This window comes from Streptomyces macrosporus (assembly GCF_039533145.1).
Classification (GTDB): Bacteria; Actinomycetota; Actinomycetes; order Streptomycetales; family Streptomycetaceae; genus Streptomyces; species Streptomyces macrosporus.
This window is the reverse complement of the sequence record NZ_BAAASZ010000032.1, coordinates 80,348-96,952: the sequence shown is the minus strand read 5'-3', so window position 1 is coordinate 96,952 and position 16,605 is coordinate 80,348. Positions and strand designations below refer to the sequence as shown.

Sequence of the window (16,605 nt, the reverse complement as noted above, 5' to 3'; positions counted from 1 at the left end):
GCGCGGAGTCGGGGCGGGGCCGGCCACCGGGTCGGCCGGCCGGTGACGCCGGCGATCGTCTCGCGATCGCGGTCGTGGTGGAGCGGGGTCGGCCCCTGGAGTTCCGCCGGGGCCGCGCTCGGCCGGGGCCGCGGCCCCGGCCGAGCGGTGCCCGCCGACCTTTGCCGGCTCCCTCCGCACGTCCCGGGCGCGTGACACGGCTCGGTCGTCCGGGGGGCTCCGGCCGACGAGCGCGGCGACGGTCGGCCGGCGGTCGGTCGGTGGTCAGCCGATGGTGCGGTGGACGTCGGGCCCGGTGGGGGCGCCCGGCGTGGTGTCCGCGATCCAGGGGCCGGGGGTGGAGGGGTCGATGATCCCCTCCTCCAGCCAGGTGTAGACGCCGCCCAGGACGCCGCGGACGACCGCGCGGTCGACGGCGTCGGTGTTGGTCCACAGCCGGTCGAAGAGTTCCTCGACGCGGATGCGGGCCTGGCGGCAGAACGCGTCGGCGAGTTGGTAGGCCGCGCGGCCGTGCTCGCCGTCGGAGCGCAGCATCTCGGCCCGGACGCAGGCCGCGCTCATGGCGAACAGTTCGGCGCCGATGTCCACGATCCTGCCCAGGAAGCCCTGTTTGGCCTCCAGCTTCCCCTGCCAGCGGGACATGCCGTGGAAGGTGGCGCGGGCCAGCCGGCGGGACGCGCGCTCGACGTAGCGCAGGTGGGCCGCCAGGTTCGGGTGGCCGGCCGGATGGAAGTCCCGGTAGGTGCCGGGGAGTTGGCCGGGGCCGGCGACCAGTTTCGGCAGCCAGCGGGCGTAGAAGCCGGCGGCGCGGACGGCCGCCTTCCCCTTGTCGGCGAGCGCCTTGTCGGGGTCGATCAGGTCGCCCGCGACCGACAGGTGGGCGTCGACGGCCTCGCGGGCGATGAGCAGGTGCATGATCTCGGTGGAGCCCTCGAAGATGCGGTTGATGCGCAGGTCGCGCAGGATCTGCTCGGCCGGTACGCCGCGTTCGCCGCGGGCGGCGAGGGAGTCGGCGGTCTCGAAGCCGCGTCCGCCGCGGATCTGGACCAGCTCGTCCGCCATCCGGTAGGCCGTCTCGGAGGCGTAGAGCTTGGCGAGGGCGGCCTCGATGCGGATGTCGGTGCGGTCCTCGTCGGCCATCTGGGAGGACAGGTCGAGGACGGCCTCCAGGGCGAAGGTGGTCGCGGCGATGAAGGAGATCTTGGCGCCGACGGCCTCGTGGTGGGCGATCGGCTTGCCCCACTGTTCGCGGGCGGCGGACCACTCGCGGGCGATCTTCAGACACCACTTGCCCGCGCCCGCGCACATCGCGGGCAGGGAGAGGCGCCCGGTGTTGAGGGTGGTCAGCGCGATCTTCAGGCCCGCGCCCTCGGGGCCGATCCGATTGGCGGCCGGGACGCGGACGCGGTGGAGGCGGGTGACGCCGTTCTCGATGCCGCGCAGGCCCATGAAGGCGTTGCGGTGCTCCACGGTGATGCCCTCGGAGTCGGCCTCGACGACGAAGGCGGTGATGCCGCCGGGGTGCCCCTCGGACTTCGGCACGCGCGCCATGACGACGAGCAGGTCGGCGACGACGCCGTTGGTGGTCCACAGCTTCACGCCGTCCAGGACGTAGGTGTCGCCGTCGGGCGTGGCGGTGGTGGCCAGCCGGGCCGGGTCGGACCCGACGTCCGGCTCGGTGAGCAGGAACGCCGAGATGTCGCCGGCGGCGCAGCGCGGCAGGAAGGTCTCCTTCTGCTCGTCGGTGCCGAAGAGCTTCAACGGCTGGGGGACGCCGATGGACTGGTGGGCCGAGAGCAGCGCGCCGATGGCGGGGCAGGCCGAGGCGGCCAGGGCGAGGGCCCTGTTGTAGTGGAGTTGGCTCAGCCCCAGGCCGCCGTACCTCGGGTCGATCTTCATGCCGAACGCGCCGATGGACTTCAGGCCCTTGATCACCTCGTCGGGGACGCGGCCCTCGCGTTCGATGAGGAGGCCGTCCACCGAGGTCTCGCAGAAGTCCCGCAGCCGGGCGAGGAACCGCTCGCCGCGCAGGACGTCCTCGTCGGCGGGTCGGGGGTGGGGGTGGATCAGGTCGAGGCGGAAGCGGCCGAGGAAGAGCTCTTTGGCGAAGCTCGGCTTGCGCCAGTGCTGCTCCCTCGCGGCCTCGGCCACCTGTCGTGCTTCGCGTTCGGAGACGGTCATCGCGGGCTCACCTCGCACTGCCGACGGGTGCTACCCAGGCGTATGTACCCCTTTCATACGGTATGTAACGACCCTCGCGCGCTGCGTACCGGGGAACGAACCTTCAGTTGAAGCGCTTCGACAACCAGAGGTACGGCATCTGGACAGCCGGTCGGCTCCGGTCTAGGGTCGGTCCGCAGATTCTTTGTCGAAGCGCTTCACCTGCCGCTTCCCGCACCGCCCTGGAGAGCCCATGGTCACTCTCGCCGAGGTCGCCCGGCACGCCGGAGTCTCCGCCAGCACCGTGAGCTACGTCCTCAGCGGCAAGCGTTCCATCTCCGCCGCCACCCGGGAGCGCGTGGAGCGGAGCATCCGCGAGCTGGGCTACCACCCCAACGCCGGCGCGCGGGCGCTGGCCAGCAACAGGTCGAACATCATCGCGCTGATGATGCCGCTGCGCACCGACATGTACGTGCCGGTGATGATGGAGATCGCGCTGGCCGTCGCCACCACCGCGCGCTCCCACGACCACGACGTCCTGCTGCTGACCGGCGAGGAGGGGCCCGCGGCCGTGCGCCGGGTGGTGGGCAGCGGACTGGCCGACGCCATGATCCTGATGGACGTCGAGCTGGACGACGCCCGGCTGCCGCTGCTGCGCGAGGCCGGGCGTCCCGCCGTGCTGATCGGCATCCCCGCCGACCCGACCGGCCTCACCTGCGTCGACCTGGACTTCACCGCCACCGGCGCGCTGTGCGTGGAGCACCTGGCCGAGCTGGGGCACCGCGACATCGCGGTGGTCGGCGAGGCCGCCGCCGTCTACGAGCGCCACACCGGTTTCGCCGAGCGGACCCGGGACGGACTGCGCGCCCGCGCCGCCGAGCTGGGGGTGCGGCTGCTGCACCGGCCCTGCGAGGGCAGCTACGCGGCGATGGCCGGGACGCTCGCCCGGATCCTCGACGAACGCCCGAACACCACCGCCTTCATCGTGCAGAACGAGGCGGTCATCGACCCGCTGCTCAGCCTGCTGCGCCAGTCGGGCAAGGCCGTCCCCGAGGACGTCTCGGTGGTGGCCATCTGCCCCGACCCGGTGGCCGTCCAGGCGTCCGTGCGCCTGACCTCCGTGGCCATCCCCGCCCAGGAGATGGGGCGGCGGGCGGTCGAGCTGGTGATGGCGAAGGTGCGCGGCCAGGAGGAGAGCCTGCTCGACCTGCTGCCGCCCCGGCTGACCGTGCGGTCCAGTTCCGGCCCGGCGCCCACCGTCCACTGACACGTCACACCCGACCAGTCCGCCGACGAGCCCCAGGAGCACCGTGACCACATCCGCCCTCTTCTCCCCTCCGCCGTCGTCCCTGGCCCAGCCCTCCCCCACCCGCGGCACGTTCCGGACGCGCGACGGCGCGCTGGAGTGGAGCGGGCGGCAGGAGACCCTGCGCGTGGAGCCCTGGGGCCCGGACGCCGTCCGGGTCCGGGCCCGGCTGGGCGGTCCCGTCCTCGACGGGCTGCCGGGCGCGCTGTTGGAGGAGCCGCCGCCCGCCGAGGAGGACGCCGAGATCCGGATCGAGGACGGGTACGCCCTGGTGACCTGCGGCGCGATCACCGCCGTGGTCGGCGCCGAGGGCATGGTGCGTTTCCTGCGCACCGACGACGGCGCCGAGCTGCTGGCGGAGGACCGCGCCCACTTCTGGTGGCCCGGCTCCCGGCTGCACACCGCCACCGGCAACGGCTACCACCGCCTGGAGCAGCGCTTCGCGGCGTACGAGGGCGAGCGGCTGTACGGCCTGGGCCAGCACCAGCACGGGCTGCTGGACCAGAAGGGCACGGTGATCGACCTCGTCCAGCGCAACGCCGAGGTGTCCATCCCCGTCCTGACCTCCAGCCGCGGCTACACCCTGCTGTGGAACAACCCGGCCGTCGGCCGGGTGGAGCTGGCGCACAACGGCACCCGCTGGGTGGCCGACTCCGCCCGTCAGATCGACTACTGGATCACCGCCGGGGACCCGGCCGCCGCCCAGCGCCGCTACTCCGCCGCCACCGGCCGCACCCCGATGCTCCCGGAGTGGGCGGCCGGCTTCTGGCAGTGCAAGCTGCGCTACCGCACCCAGGAGGAGCTGCTGTCGGTGGCCCGCGAGTACCGCAAGCGGGACCTGCCGATCTCGGCGATCGTCTGCGACTTCTTCCACTGGACGCACCTGGGCGAGTGGCGGTTCGACCCCGCCGAGTGGCCCGACCCGGCCGCGATGGTGAGGGAGTTGGAGGAGCTGGGCGTCAAGCTGGTGGTCTCGGTGTGGCCCTCGGTCTCGCCGCTGAGCGAGAACCACCGACCGATGGAGCACCGGGGGCTGTTCATCGGCACCGAGTACGGGCCGCTGGCGCACGCCGACTGGCCGGACAAGGGGGTCGCCGAGCCGGTCCAGGTCGCCTTCTACGACGCCACCAACCCCGAGGCCCGCGACTTCGTGTGGTCCCGCGTCCGGGAGAACTACGTGGCGCACGGCATCACGGCCTTCTGGCTGGACGCCGGGGAGCCGGAGCTGAAGCCGGGCTTCTCCGCCAACCTGCGCTACCACGCCGGTCCCGGCCTGGAGGTGGCCAACCTCTACCCCCGCGAGAACGCCCGCACCTTCCACGACGGTCTGGCCGCCGAGGGCGTCGGCGAGATCATCACGCTCAACCGTTCGGCCTGGGCGGGCTCCCAGCGCTACGGCGCCGCCCTGTGGTCCGGCGACATCGGCACCGACTTCGCCACCCTGCGCCGCCAGCTCGCGGCCGGGCTCAACACCGCCCTGTCCGGCATCCCCTGGTGGAACACCGACATCGGCGGCTTCCACGGCGGCGACCCCGACGACCCGGCGTACCGCGAGGTGATGGTGCGCTGGTTCCAGTTCGGCGCGCTCTCCCCGCTGATGCGGCTGCACGGCTTCCGCGAGCCGGGGATGCCGTTGGGGCCGCGGATGACGGGCGGCCCCAACGAGGTGTGGTCCTACGGCGAGGAGGCCGGGGAGGTCATGGCCTCCTACCTGCGGCTGCGCGAGCGCCTCAAGCCGTACCTGCTGGCGCAGATGCGCACCGCCCACACCGAGGGGCTGCCGCCGATGCGGCCGCTGTTCCTGGAGTTCCCCGACGACCCGGACGCCTGGGACGTCGCCGACGCCTTCCTGCTCGGCCCCGACCTGCTGGTGGCGCCCGTGCTGGAGGCGGGCGCCCGGGAGCGCGCCGTCCACCTCCCGGCGGGCGCGGAGTGGACGGACGCCTGGACGGGCGAGACGTACCGAGGGGGCGGGTCCGTGACCGTGCCCGCCCCCCTGGAGAGGATCCCGCTCTTCCTCCGGGACGGCGTCGAGCTGCCGATCCGGGAGGAGCCGGCGGATCAGCGGACGTCGACCGAGTAGGCCGTGGTGTCGAGGCGGGCCCGACCGGTGAACACCTCGGTGCCCGCCTCGACGCCGGAGAGGTACTCGGTCGGGCTCGGCGAGCCGCGGTCCTCCCGGGCCTGGAGGAAGTCGTCCGGGTCCGGGTCGACGGAGGCGGTGTTGGAGGTCCGCACGGAGGAGTGGGCCTTCCGGCCGATGTCGCCCTGGTGGAGGTCCCAGGTGGCGCCGGCCGGTGTGGGAGGGCGGTCGCTCATGGGGATTCCTTCGTCGTGGGGGGATCCGGTGGGGGCGGGCGTCGGCGACCGCCGCGCGCGGGGAGTTCCTCGCGCAGGACGACGGCGCCGTGGCGGCCGAGCGGGACGTGCCGCTCGTACCGCCGCCCGGTGAGCAGGTCGGCCGCCGGGACGGGCAGGGGGACGGCGACCGGGTCGCGGCGGTGGTTGAGGAGGAACAGCAGTCCGCCGCGGCGTACGGCCTCCACTCCCGTGGGCAGATCGGGCAGCGGAGGCCGTACGCCCGCCTCGTGGGCCGCGCGCCCCAGCAGGGCGCGCAGCGTGTCGGGGTCGGGAAGGGTGGTCAGGTACCAGGCGGTGCCGGCGCCGAAGGCGTGGCGGGTGACGGCGGGGCGCCCGTGGAGCTCGCCGCCCCGGTAGGAGGCCACGGTCTCGGCGCCGGCCGTCTCCAGGTCCTCGCGCCACAGCCGGGCGCCGGCGTCGGAGACGAGGAGGGCGTCGAGGGCGAGGTGCTGGACCTCGCCCTCGGCCATCGGCCACCACTCGTGGACGAGGTCGATGCCCAGTACCTCGCGCAGCCGGGCGTCCATGCCGCCCTCGCGGATCCGGTCGTCCGCGTCGGCGACGCCGGTGAAGAAGCCGCAGACCAGGGTGCCGCCGCCGCGGACGTGGGCGGCGAGGTTGTCCAGGGCCGCGTCGGTGAGCAGGTACAGGTGGGGGGCGACGACGAGCGCGTAAGGCGTCAACTCCGCCTCGGGATGGGCGAAGTCGCAGGTCAGATTGAGTTCCCACAGGGCGCGGTGCCAGGCGCGCAGTGGTTCCTCGTAGCTCAGGCGGTTCGAGGGGCGGCCCTGCTGGAGGCCGGCCCACCAGGCGTTCCAGTCGTGGAGGACGGCCGCCCTCGCGGGGACGGAGGCGCCCGTGACCCCGCCCAACGCGCCCAGGTCCGCGCCCAGCTCGCGGACCTGCCGGAAGGTGCGGCTCCGCCTGCCGGCGTGGGGGACCATCGCGGAGTGGAACTTCTCGCCGCCCTGCCGGGACTGGCGCCACTGGAAGAAGCAGATCCCGTCCGCGCCGCGCGCCACGGCCTGCAGCGACCACAGGCGCGTCAGCCCCTCGGGCTTGGGGTGGTTGACACCGCGCCAGTTGACGGCCCCGGCGGCCTGCTCCATCAGCAGCCAGGGGCCGCGCGCCTGGGAGCGGGTGAGGTCCTGCACCAGGGCGCCCAGCGCGGCGCCGTCGGGGCCTTCCGGAGCGGCGGGGTCGGGGTAGAGGTCGACGGAGACCACGTCCTCCCGCTCCGCCCAGGCCCAGCCGTCCTGGCCCACGAACAGCGGCATGAAGTTGGTGGTGACGGGGATGTGCGGGGTGCGCCTCGCCAGCACGTCGCGTTCGGCGGTGAAGCACTCCAGCAGGGCGTCGCTGGTGAAGCGGCGGAAGTCCAGCGTCTGGGCGGGGTTGGGCAGGTACTGGGCGCGGCGCGGCGGGACGATCTCCTCCCAGTCGTCGTAGCGCTGGCTCCAGAAGGCCGTGCCCCAGGCGTCGTTGAGCGCCTCCAGGTCGCCGTACCGCCGCCGCAGCCAGCGGCGGAAGTGGCGGGCGGTCGTATCGCACCAGCAGGAGGTGCCGTACTCGTTGTTCACGTGCCACAGCCGCAGCGCGGGGTGGTCGCCGTAGCGGTCGGCGAGGTCGGCGGCGATGCGCAGGGCGTGGTCTCGGTAGACGGGCGAGGAGGCGCAGAAGTGGTTGCGCGAGCCGTACCAGACGACCGCTCCCGTCTCGTCGCGCGGCAGGGTCTCGGGGTGGCGGGCGCCCATCCAGGGGGGCGGGGAGGCGGTGGGGGTGGCCAGGCAGACGCCGATCCCGTTGTCGTGGAGCAGGTCCAGGACGCGGTCCAGCCAGCCGAAGTCGCGGGCGCCGGGGCGGGGTTCGATGCGGGACCAGGAGAAGACGCCGACGGTGACGAGGTTGACCCCGGCCTCGCGCATCAGCGCCATGTCCTCGTGCCAGACCTCCTCGGGCCACTGCTCGGGGTTGTAGTCGCCGCCGTACAGCAGCCGGCCGCGGGTGACGTCGCTCAGGGAGGGCCTGCGCGGGGACGTCACCGCGGGTCCCCGTGCCGGACGCGGCGGCCGTCGGTGCCGCGCGGCGCGGAGCGCCCTCTCGCGAGGACGCCCTCGGCCTGGGGGTGGTGTGTCATGGGGGTGGACCTCACTGCCGGGGGACGAGGGTGGGGGTGGGGCGTGCCGGGTCAGCCCTTGACGGCGCCGATGAGCATGCCCTTCTTGAAGTGCTTCTGGACGAAGGGGGAGAGCACGGCCACCGGCACCAGGGCCAGCACCATGACCGCCATCTGCACCGACAGGGCGTGGATCTGGCCGGTGTTGACGATCTGGGACATGCCGGTCGGGCGCTGTCCCTCCAGGACGATCTGGTTGAGCACGACCTGGAGCGGCATCTTGCTCTGGTCGTTGAGGTAGATCGAGGCGTTGAACCAGGCGCTCCAGTAGCCGACCGCGTAGAACAGCGAGATCACCGCCAGCACGGGCCGGGACAGCGGCATCACGATCCGCCACAGGATGCGGAAGTCCCCGGCGCCGTCGATGCGGGCGCTGTCGATCAGCTCCGGCGCGGTGCCCATGAAGAACGCCCGCAGCACCAGGATGTTGAACACGCTCACCGCGCTGGGCAGGATCAGCGAGGCGTAGGTGTCGATCAGGCCGAGGGCCTGCACCAGCAGGTAGGTGGGGATCAGGCCGGCGCCGAAGAACATCGTGGCCAGCAGCGTCATCAGCATCGGCCGGTGGCCGAAGGAGCCGGGGCGCGAGAGTCCGTAGGCGCACAGCACCGAGACGGTCATGCTGAACAGCGTGCCGACGACGGTGACGCCCAGGCTGACGACCGTCGCCCGGGTGACCTGGCCGCCGCCGAGCAGCTCGCGGTAGGCCTCGAAGGTGATGCCGTCGGGCACGATCACCAGGCCGCCCGCCTCCCGGATGGTCTCGGCCGACGACAGGCTGGTGACGACCACGATCCACAGGGGGAAGAGGATCGCCAGGCAGGCCACGGCCAGCACCGCGCCCTTGGCGGTGAGGCCGACGCGGCCGGGCGGCTCCTCCCAGACCGGACGCGTCCGGGCGTCCGGGCCCTCCCGCTCGCGGTCCTCGGTCAGAACGCTCACTTCTTGTACACCCCCTGCTCGCCCAGCAGGTGGGCGGTCTTGTTGGCGGCCAGCACCAGCACCAGTCCGAAGATCCCCTTGACGATGCCGACGGCCGCCGCGTAACCGAAGTCGCCGTTCTCCAGGCCGACGTTCCACACGTAGGTGTCCAGCACCTCACTGGCCCCCGTGCCCACCGCCCTGCGCTGGAGCAGGATCTGTTCGAAGCCGACGGTGAGGGCGTCGCCGACGCGCAGCACCAGCAGCATCGCGATCACCGGGCGCAGCGCGGGCAGGGTGACGTGCCACATCCGGCGCCACCGGTCGGCGCCGTCCACGGCGGCGGCCTCGTACAGCTCGTGGTTGACGGCGGCCAGCGCGGCGAGGAAGACGATGACGCCCCAGCCGGCGTCCTTCCAGACGAGCTGGAAGGTGACGAGGAACTTGAAGAAGCCGGGGTCGGTCATCAGGTCGAAACCGCCCCCGCCGTGCTCCCGCATGACCTGGGCGATGATGCCCGCGCCTCCGAAGATCTGCTGGAAGACGGTGATGACCAGCACCCAGGAGAAGAAGTGCGGCAGGTACAGGACACCCTGCACCCAGGCCCGCACCCGTGGGCTGACGACGCTGTTGATCAGCAGGGCCAGCAGGATCGGGACGGGGAAGAAGAACACCAGTTGGATGAGGAAGATCACCAGGGTGTTCTCGACGGCCGCCCAGAAGTAGGGGTCCTCACCCATCCGCTGGAACTGCTCGAAGCCGACCCAGGGGCTCAGCTCGAAGCTCTCGAGGAAGGACTCGCCGATGTAGGGGTCGAACTCCTTGAAGGCGACGGCGTTGCCCAGCAGCGGGACGTAGGCGAAGACCAGCACCAGCAGCAGCGCGGGCAGCGTCATCAGCACCAGGGTGCGGTCGCGGCGGAGCCGGTGCCGCCAGGTGACGCCGCCGGGCGGCACGGAGGCCCGCGCCGCCTTCCGGCGCGTACGCCGTCCGCCGGCCGGCCGGCCGTCCGGCGGGTCGCCGTCCGCCGTGGGCGAGCCGGCCGGTGCGGCCGGCGCGATGTGGGGGGCCGGGGCCATGCCGGTGGGGCCGGTGCCTCCGGCCGGTGCCTCGCCCGGGGCCGTGCTGTGCGACACGCGTCTCTCCTCGTCGGCGTTGCTCGGCTCCGGCCCGGTGCGGGGGCGCGTCGGGTGCCGCCCGCGCCGGGCCGGTCGCCTCGGTGCGCGGGTGGGTCAGGCGGCGGACTCGCCGACCTCGTCGATCAGCTTCCGGTACCAGTCGCGCAGCTCGTCGCCACCGGCCCTGCGCCAGTCCTCGATGGCCCGCTGCATGTCGGAGATCTTCTTGCGGCCGCGCACGACGTCGTCCTCCAGGTCCTCGAACTGGTCGCCGAGGTTGGCCCACCGGTTGGGCTCGCGGACCTGCATCCCGTACAGCAGCGGCTTCCTCATGAACGCGCCCATCCGCCGCTGCCAGCCGCACCAGTCCCTCACGACCTGCGGGTGGTCGGGGAAGGCGGCGACGGCCTCGGGGCCGGCGGTGAAGAAGTAGGTGTCCTGGACCTCGGTGACCCCCTGGGGGGTCTTGGCGGGCACGCCGTCCTTCAGCGTGTAGTGGGTGCCCTCGACGCCGTACCGGATCAGGCGGTTCTCCTTCGTCCCGTAGGGGGCGGCGGCGAAGTTGGCGATGGCCAGGCACTCCTCGACCGTCTCCCGGGACGCCTTCTTGTTGATGAACGCCCAGATGTCGGCCGGCTTGGCGAAGTACAGCCGCGGGTCGCCGCCGTCGTGGCCGAAGATGTCCATGCCCGCGACACGGAAGTCCGGGTTCCGGTCCCGTTGCTCGAAGGTCCAGCCGTACCACTTGGCGTTGCCGTCGTTGGTCATCATCGACTGGCCGGCGGTGAACCGGGTGCCGGCGTCGCCGCGCACGGCCATGGCGTCGGGGTGGACGACCCCGGCGGCGTAGAGCTTGCGGGTCCACTCCAGTGCTTCGAGGTAGTTGTCCGTCTCGATGCGGTGGACCAGCTTCTTCCCCTGCCACTCCCAGCAGTAGGGCTTCTCCGGCAGCGTGCCGAAGACGTTGAACGCCGTCCACTTCATGTCCTCGCAGGCCCACACCTTGGCCTTGGGGGCGGTGATCTCCTTGGCGAGGTCCATGAACTCCTGCGCGCTGGTGGGCACCTCCCAGCCCTTGTCCTCGAAGACGTCCTGGCGGTAGTAGGGGATGATGATGTCCACCGCGCCGGCGGGCAGGGGCAGACCCTTCAACTTCCCGCTGAAGATGGACATCCGCCACGCCTCGGTGGGGATGGCGGCGAGGTTGGGGTACTTCTTCGCCTTCTCGCCCGAGAGGTGGGGGCCGAGGTCGGCGAAGCGGCTGTCGATGGCGCTGTGGATCTTGCCCTGCATCTCCCAGCCGGGGATCACCACCATGTCGGGGATGCCGCTGGAGGCGAGCACCGCGCCGAGCTTCTCGCCGTAGGTGTTGCCGTCCTGCGTCCGCCAGTCGACGTGCACGCCGATGGCCTCGTCGACGGCCCGGTAGTAGGCGCAGTCCTTCTCGGGCGGGGTGCCCCACAGCGGGCTCATGACGGTGACCTTGCCGCCCTTGCCCATCTTCTCCGGGACCGAGGCCGGCAGCTTCCCGTACGGCTCGGCCCTGCCGGTGAAGCCGGGGCGGGACCCGTTCTCGCCGGGGATGTCCGGCTCGACGACGCGGGAGGCCGCGTACGCCGGAACGATCTTCTCCGCGTCCTTCCTCGTCGTCGTGCCCTCGGTGCGGCCCTCGCCCCCGGAGGAGCACGCCGACAGCAGCGGCGCCCCGCCGGCCACGGCGGCGGCGACGGCCGTGGAGGCGAGGAACGTTCTCCGGCTCGGGCTGTGGGTCTGGGACATGGTGGCAACCCTTCGTGGCGGCGCGTCGGCGGGACGGACGGGACGGACGGCTGGGTCCCGCCGGTCGGGCAAGTGGGTCGAAGCGCTTCGATATTGCGCCGAGATTAAGTGTGAGGGTCATACCGCGCAAGGGTCGGGACGGAGAAACGTCAAAGTGCACAAGTGCCCCTCTGTCTCGGGAAGTACGCGACGGGAACCGGCCGTTGCGGTTCCATGCCTTGACACCCGCCCCCGCGTCACTTCAGCATCGAAGCGCTTCGAATCATGAGCCGTCGCGGTGTCCACCGCCGCGCACACCCATCCGGAGGGGACCTGTCCGTGAGCACCGACCAGCCGCCCTTCCGCGATCCGGGGCTGCCCGTCCGCGAGCGCGTCGACGACCTGTTGGGGAGGCTCACGCTCGACGAGCGCGTCGCGATGCTCCACCAGTTCGCCCCCGCCGTGGAACGTCTCGGCGTGGCCGCCTTCCGCACCGGCCAGGAGGCCCTGCACGGCGTGGCCTGGATGGGACCGGCGACCGTCTTCCCCCAGGCGGTGGGGCTCGGGGCCACCTGGAACGACGAGCTGGTGCGCCGCGTCGGCGAGGCCGTCGGCCGCGAGGTCCGCGCGATGCGGGCGCGCGATCCGCGGGTGGGCCTGAACGTCTGGTCGCCCACGGTCAACCTGCTGCGCCACCCGCTGTGGGGCCGCAACGAGGAGGGCTACTCCGAGGACCCGCGCCTGACCGCGGCCATCGCCGTCGCCTACACCCGCGGGCTGCGCGGCGACCACCCCACGCGCTGGCGCACCGCCCCGGTGCTCAAGCACTGGCTGGCGCACAACAACGAGACCGACCGCGACACCTCCTCGGCGTCCGTGCGGCCGCGGGTGCTGCACGAGTACGAGCTCCCGGCGTTCCGCGGCCCGGTGCGGGCGGGCGCGGTGGCCGGGGTGATGCCCGCCTACAACCTGGTCAACGGCCGCCCCAACCACCTCTCCCCGCTCCTCGCCGACCAGTTGCGCACCTGGTGCGACCACGATCTGGTGGTCTGCTCGGACGCGGGCGCCCCCAGCAACCTCGCCGACTCCCAGGCGTACTTCGCCGACCACGAGGAGGCCACGGCCGCCGCCCTGCGCGCGGGCGTGGACAGCTTCACCGACCACGGCGAGGACTCCTCCGCCGTCACCGCCCGGGTGCGCGGCGCGCTGGAGCGCGGCCTGATCACGCCCGCCGACGTCGACGCGGCGGTACGGCGGCTGCTGGCGATGCGCTGCGCCCTGGGCGAGTTCGACCCGGAGCCCGAGCCCGACGGAGCCGACGGTGACGGCGGGGACGCCGCGTTCGACACCCCCGAGCACCGGGAACTGGCCCGCGAGGCCGCCGAGCAGGCGATCGTGCTGCTGAAGAACGACGGATTGCTGCCGCTGCCGGCGGGCGCGCGGGTGGCGGTCGTCGGCCTGCTGGCGAACGAGTGCAAGCTCGACTGGTACAGCGGCGCCCTCCTGCGCCGCTCCACCCCGCTGGACGGCCTGCGCGAGCGGTTCGGCGCCGACCGCGTGACGTACGCCGAGGGCGCCGACCGGGTGCGGCTGCGCTGCGCGGACGGCCTGCTGACCGTCCCCGAGACCGGACCCGACGGGGACGCGGACGGGACCGGCGACCCGGCGGCGGCCGGGGCGCTGGACCCGGCGCTGCTGCGGGGCCGCACCGACCTGCCGCCGCTGACGGTCTCCCCCGACCCCGGCGCGGCCGGGGAGTTCGCCCTGGTGGACTGGGGCGGCGGGGTGCTGACCCTGCGCGCGGCGTGCGGCCGCTACCTGTCGGTGGCCGACGACGGCCTGGTGCGCGCCTCGGCCGAGCAGCCGGGCGGCTGGATCGTCCAGGAGACCTTCGAGCTTCGACCGCACGGCGCGGGACACCTCCTGAGGCACCGGGGAACGGGCCGGTACCTGACAGTGGCCGCGGACGGCGTGAAGGTTGCCGGGGACGGCGAAGAGGCCGCGGTGTTCACCGTGGAGACGGTCGAACGCGGCGAGGACGCGGTGGCCGCCGCCGCGGCCGACGCCGACGCGGTGGTCGTCGTCGCCGGCAACGACCCGCACGTCAACGGCCGGGAGACCGAGGACCGCACCACGCTCGCCCTGCCCCCGCACCAGGACCGGCTCTGGCGCGCGGCCCGCGCCGCCAACCCGCGCACCGCGCTGGTGCTCACCTCGTCCTACCCGTACGCGGTGACGGACGCCGACGCCGCGCTGCCCGCCCTGCTGTGGACGGCCCACGGCGGGCAGGCGGCCGGACGGGCCCTGGCCGCCGTGCTGGCCGGCGACGTCGCGCCGGGCGGGCGGCTGCCGCAGACCTGGTACGCCTCCGACGCCGACCTGCCCGACCTGCTGGAGTACGACGTCATCGGCGCCCGCACCACGTACCTGTACTTCGACGGCACGCCGCTGTACCCCTTCGGCCACGGGCTGTCGTACACGTCCTTCTCCTACGGCCGGGCGACGGCCGGCCACGACGGCCGGACGCTGACCGTCCGGTGCGCGGTGGCCAACACCGGCGGGGTCGAGGGGGACGAGGTCGTCCAGCTCTACGTCCGGGCCGTGGACGTCGCCGGCCCGGAGGTTCCCCGCCCCCACCGCGCCCTGGCCGCCCACCGGCGGATCCGTCTGGCGCCCGGCGCCTCGCAGGAAGTGGAGTTCACCGTTCCGCTCGCCGAGACCCTCGGTTTCTGGGACGTGGCCCACCGTCGCTGGACGGTGGCCCCGGGCACCTACGCCGTCGACGTCGGCGCCTCCAGCGCCGACGTCCGCGCCACGGCGTCCGTCCGCGTCGACGGCGAACCCCCCGCCCCGCGCCCGGTGGTGAGCGTCCGGGCCGTCGACTACGACGAGCAGCGGGGCACCCGCCTGGTGGACCTGAGTCGGGAGCGCGGCGACGCGGTCGCCCCGACCGGACCGGAGCCGGGCGAACTGACCTTCCGCGCCTGCGACTTCGGCGCCGGCCCCGCCGGTGTCGCCGTGACGGCCGCCCGCGAGGAGCCGGGCGCGGCCGAGGTCGTCCTCCGCCTGGCCGACGGTCGCCCCCTGGCCTCGCTCACCGTCCCCTCCACCGGCGACCGCTACGCCTACACCACCGTGCGGGCCTCCCTGGACGACCCGCCCTCGGGCGTCCACGATCTGCGCGTCACCCTGCACGGCCCCGTGAGACTGGCCCGTCTGGGCTTCGGCGACCGCCCGATCGCCGAGGCGACCTGACGCCGGGCGGGCCACGCCGCGGTCCGGCCCGGGTGCCTCCGGACGCCGGACCGCGGCGGCTTCGCGCGCTCCTCCGTCACGGCACCACGCGGAAGTGCGTGGTGAGGCGGCCGGTGTCGGCCGGCACGTGGAACGCGAACATCGGCGGCGGGACGTGGTCCAGCAGGGGCGGGCCCTCGCAGGACATCCTCAGGCTGGAGACCACGCCGGGGGCGACCACCAGCGGCAGCCCCGCGAAGACGGTGGCGGCCGGGGTGTGGGAGTGGCCGCACAGCACCCCGACGACGTGCGGGTGCCGGGCGAGCACCTCGGCGAGGCGCTCCTCGCCGAACTGCCGGATGGAATCGACGTACCGGACGCGGAGGTCCACCGGCGGATGGTGGAAGCAGACGAAGGCGCGGTTGCCGGGCGGGGCATCGGCCAAGGCCCGTCCGGCCAGGCGAGGGTGGCGTCGTCCAACCAACCGTCGTCCCGGCCCGGAATGCTCGCATCGCACATGGCGAAGGTGGCGCCGGGCAGGTGGCGCACCCGGTTGATCGGAGAGCCGTCGGTGCCGTCCCCGTCGAGCAGCGCCGCGCGGTACGGGCCGCGCACATCGTGGTTGCCGGGTCAGTGCAGCCACGTGTGGCGGGAGCCGGCGAGCAGGTCGGCGGCCTGCTCGTACTCGTCCGGTGCGCCGTGGTCGGCGAGGTCGCCGGTGAGCAGGACGGCGTCCAACTCCCCGGGCGGCTCGTCGAGGTGGCGCGGGACCCGCCGGGTCCGCTCGGCGGCCCGGGCACCGCCGTCGCCGTTCCGCTCCTGGCCCAGGTGGATGTCGCCGACGTGCGCGAAGACGAACACGCGGTTCCCTCGTTTCTTCCGGTCTTCCGGGGCTCTTCGGTCGGCCGCGTGGGCGGCGGCCCTGCCGTGGTCGGCGGGCAGGGTGCTCTCGCACCGCACGGCGTGCGCGGGCGCCTCCTCAGGCGGTGGTGTGGGCGTCGAGCAGTGCGATCAGCCCCTCGACGGCCTGCCGGAAGGGGTCGGGGGACGCGGCGGAGCGGGCCAGGACGTAGCCGCCCTGGACGACCGCGACGATCGTCGCCGCGGTCGCGGCGGGGTCGAGGGACGCCGTGAACTCCCCGCGCTCGCGGCCTTCCCGGAGCACGGCGGCGATCCGTCCGCGCAGCCGGTCGAAGGTCTCCTCCAAGGGTCGGCGCAGTTCGGGGTCGGCGACGACGTCCGGGGCCCGGGCGAGTCCGCCGATGCGGCAGCCGCGCAGGACGGAGCGCTCCCGCCGCAGGTAGGCCCGGACGCGCTCGGCCGCGCTCCCCTCCCCGCCCGGGTCGGCCTCGGCGGCGGCGCGCAGCTGCCCGGCGCTGCGGCGGACGGCGGCCAGCGCCAGGGCGGGCTTGCCGTCGAAGTGGTGGTACATGCTGCCCTGGCCGACGCCCGAGCGCCGCTGGACGGCCCGGGGGCTGGTGCCGACGTACCCGCGCTCCCTGAGCAGTTCCCGCGTGGCCTCGATCAGTCTCTCCGCGGTGCCCACACCGGGACTGTACCTACTGGTGTGT

At 73.6% G+C, this 16,605-nt stretch carries 12 protein-coding genes; 3 read left to right on the top strand and 9 right to left on the bottom strand.

What is annotated here, in order from left to right:
* Window positions 1–264 precede the first annotated feature (264 nt).
* The gene (locus tag ABD335_RS23865; RefSeq protein WP_344327050.1) at window positions 265–2,181 is read right to left on the bottom strand and encodes an acyl-CoA dehydrogenase family protein; all 1,917 of its coding nucleotides are present in this window, start codon (window positions 2,179–2,181) and stop codon (window positions 265–267) included.
* Window positions 2,182–2,413: 232 nt separating this feature from the next.
* Here ABD335_RS23865 and ABD335_RS23860 point away from each other — a divergent pair, with 232 nt between their 5' ends.
* Together ABD335_RS23860 and ABD335_RS23855 are read left to right on the top strand one after the other, a co-directional pair.
* Window positions 2,414–3,427, top strand: coding sequence for a LacI family DNA-binding transcriptional regulator (locus ABD335_RS23860; protein ID WP_344327048.1), 1,014 nt, complete (start codon window positions 2,414–2,416; stop codon window positions 3,425–3,427).
* Window positions 3,428–3,470: 43 nt separating this feature from the next.
* The gene (locus tag ABD335_RS23855) at window positions 3,471–5,549 is read left to right on the top strand and encodes a glycoside hydrolase family 31 protein (RefSeq protein WP_344327046.1); all 2,079 of its coding nucleotides are present in this window, start codon (window positions 3,471–3,473) and stop codon (window positions 5,547–5,549) included.
* Here the strand turns inward: ABD335_RS23855 and ABD335_RS23850 are convergent.
* The 5 genes from ABD335_RS23850 to ABD335_RS23830 form a co-directional block, all read right to left on the bottom strand.
* Window positions 5,528–5,785: a GH12 family glycosyl hydrolase domain-containing protein gene (locus ABD335_RS23850; protein ID WP_344327044.1), complete on the bottom strand. Its 258-nt coding sequence runs from the start codon at window positions 5,783–5,785 to the stop codon at window positions 5,528–5,530. The genes ABD335_RS23855 and ABD335_RS23850 overlap by 22 nt on opposite strands.
* Window positions 5,782–7,869 carry a beta-galactosidase gene (locus tag ABD335_RS23845; RefSeq protein ID WP_344327042.1) on the bottom strand — a complete coding sequence of 696 codons (2,088 nt, stop codon included), beginning with the start codon at window positions 7,867–7,869 and terminating at the stop codon, window positions 5,782–5,784. Before ABD335_RS23845 ends, ABD335_RS23850 begins: the two co-directional genes overlap by 4 nt.
* Before the next feature lie 146 nt (window positions 7,870–8,015).
* Window positions 8,016–8,945, bottom strand: coding sequence for a carbohydrate ABC transporter permease (locus ABD335_RS23840; RefSeq protein ID WP_344327040.1), 930 nt, complete (start codon window positions 8,943–8,945; stop codon window positions 8,016–8,018).
* The gene (locus tag ABD335_RS23835; RefSeq protein ID WP_344327038.1) at window positions 8,942–10,060 is read right to left on the bottom strand and encodes an ABC transporter permease; all 1,119 of its coding nucleotides are present in this window, start codon (window positions 10,058–10,060) and stop codon (window positions 8,942–8,944) included. Before ABD335_RS23835 ends, ABD335_RS23840 begins: the two co-directional genes overlap by 4 nt.
* A gap of 96 nt (window positions 10,061–10,156) precedes the next feature.
* A complete protein-coding gene (locus ABD335_RS23830; RefSeq protein WP_344327036.1) occupies window positions 10,157–11,821 on the bottom strand; it encodes an extracellular solute-binding protein in 1,665 nt (554 codons plus the stop codon).
* A gap of 318 nt (window positions 11,822–12,139) precedes the next feature.
* On the opposite strand from ABD335_RS23830, the gene ABD335_RS23825 reads away from it, so the two are divergent.
* A complete protein-coding gene (locus ABD335_RS23825; protein ID WP_344327034.1) occupies window positions 12,140–15,055 on the top strand; it encodes a glycoside hydrolase family 3 C-terminal domain-containing protein in 2,916 nt (971 codons plus the stop codon).
* 76 nt (window positions 15,056–15,131) lie between these two features.
* Here the strand turns inward: ABD335_RS23825 and ABD335_RS23820 are convergent, their stop codons facing one another.
* The 3 genes from ABD335_RS23820 to ABD335_RS23810 all read right to left on the bottom strand — a co-directional run bounded on the left by ABD335_RS23820 (window position 15,132) and on the right by ABD335_RS23810 (window position 16,580).
* Window positions 15,132–15,479: a metallophosphoesterase family protein gene (locus tag ABD335_RS23820; RefSeq protein WP_344327032.1), complete on the bottom strand. Its 348-nt coding sequence runs from the start codon at window positions 15,477–15,479 to the stop codon at window positions 15,132–15,134.
* A 185-nt stretch (window positions 15,480–15,664) separates the two neighbouring features.
* Window positions 15,665–15,895 (bottom strand): metallophosphoesterase family protein, encoded by a 231-nt coding sequence (locus ABD335_RS23815; protein ID WP_344327030.1) that lies wholly within the window; start codon window positions 15,893–15,895, stop codon window positions 15,665–15,667.
* A 118-nt stretch (window positions 15,896–16,013) separates the two neighbouring features.
* A complete protein-coding gene (locus ABD335_RS23810; protein WP_344327028.1) occupies window positions 16,014–16,580 on the bottom strand; it encodes a TetR/AcrR family transcriptional regulator in 567 nt (188 codons plus the stop codon).
* Between the last annotated feature and the right edge of the window lie 25 nt (window positions 16,581–16,605).

Excerpts from the sequence above, each read along its gene's own strand:
- ABD335_RS23830 (WP_344327036.1), bottom strand. The coding sequence starts at position 11,821 with ATGTCCCAGACCCACAGCCCGAGCCGGAGAACGTTCCTCGCCTCCACG.
- ABD335_RS23860 (WP_344327048.1), top strand. The coding sequence starts at position 2,414 with ATGGTCACTCTCGCCGAGGTCGCCCGGCACGCCGGAGTCTCCGCCAGC.
- ABD335_RS23850 (WP_344327044.1), bottom strand. The coding sequence starts at position 5,785 with ATGAGCGACCGCCCTCCCACACCGGCCGGCGCCACCTGGGACCTCCAC.
- ABD335_RS23865 (WP_344327050.1), bottom strand. The coding sequence starts at position 2,181 with ATGACCGTCTCCGAACGCGAAGCACGACAGGTGGCCGAGGCCGCGAGG.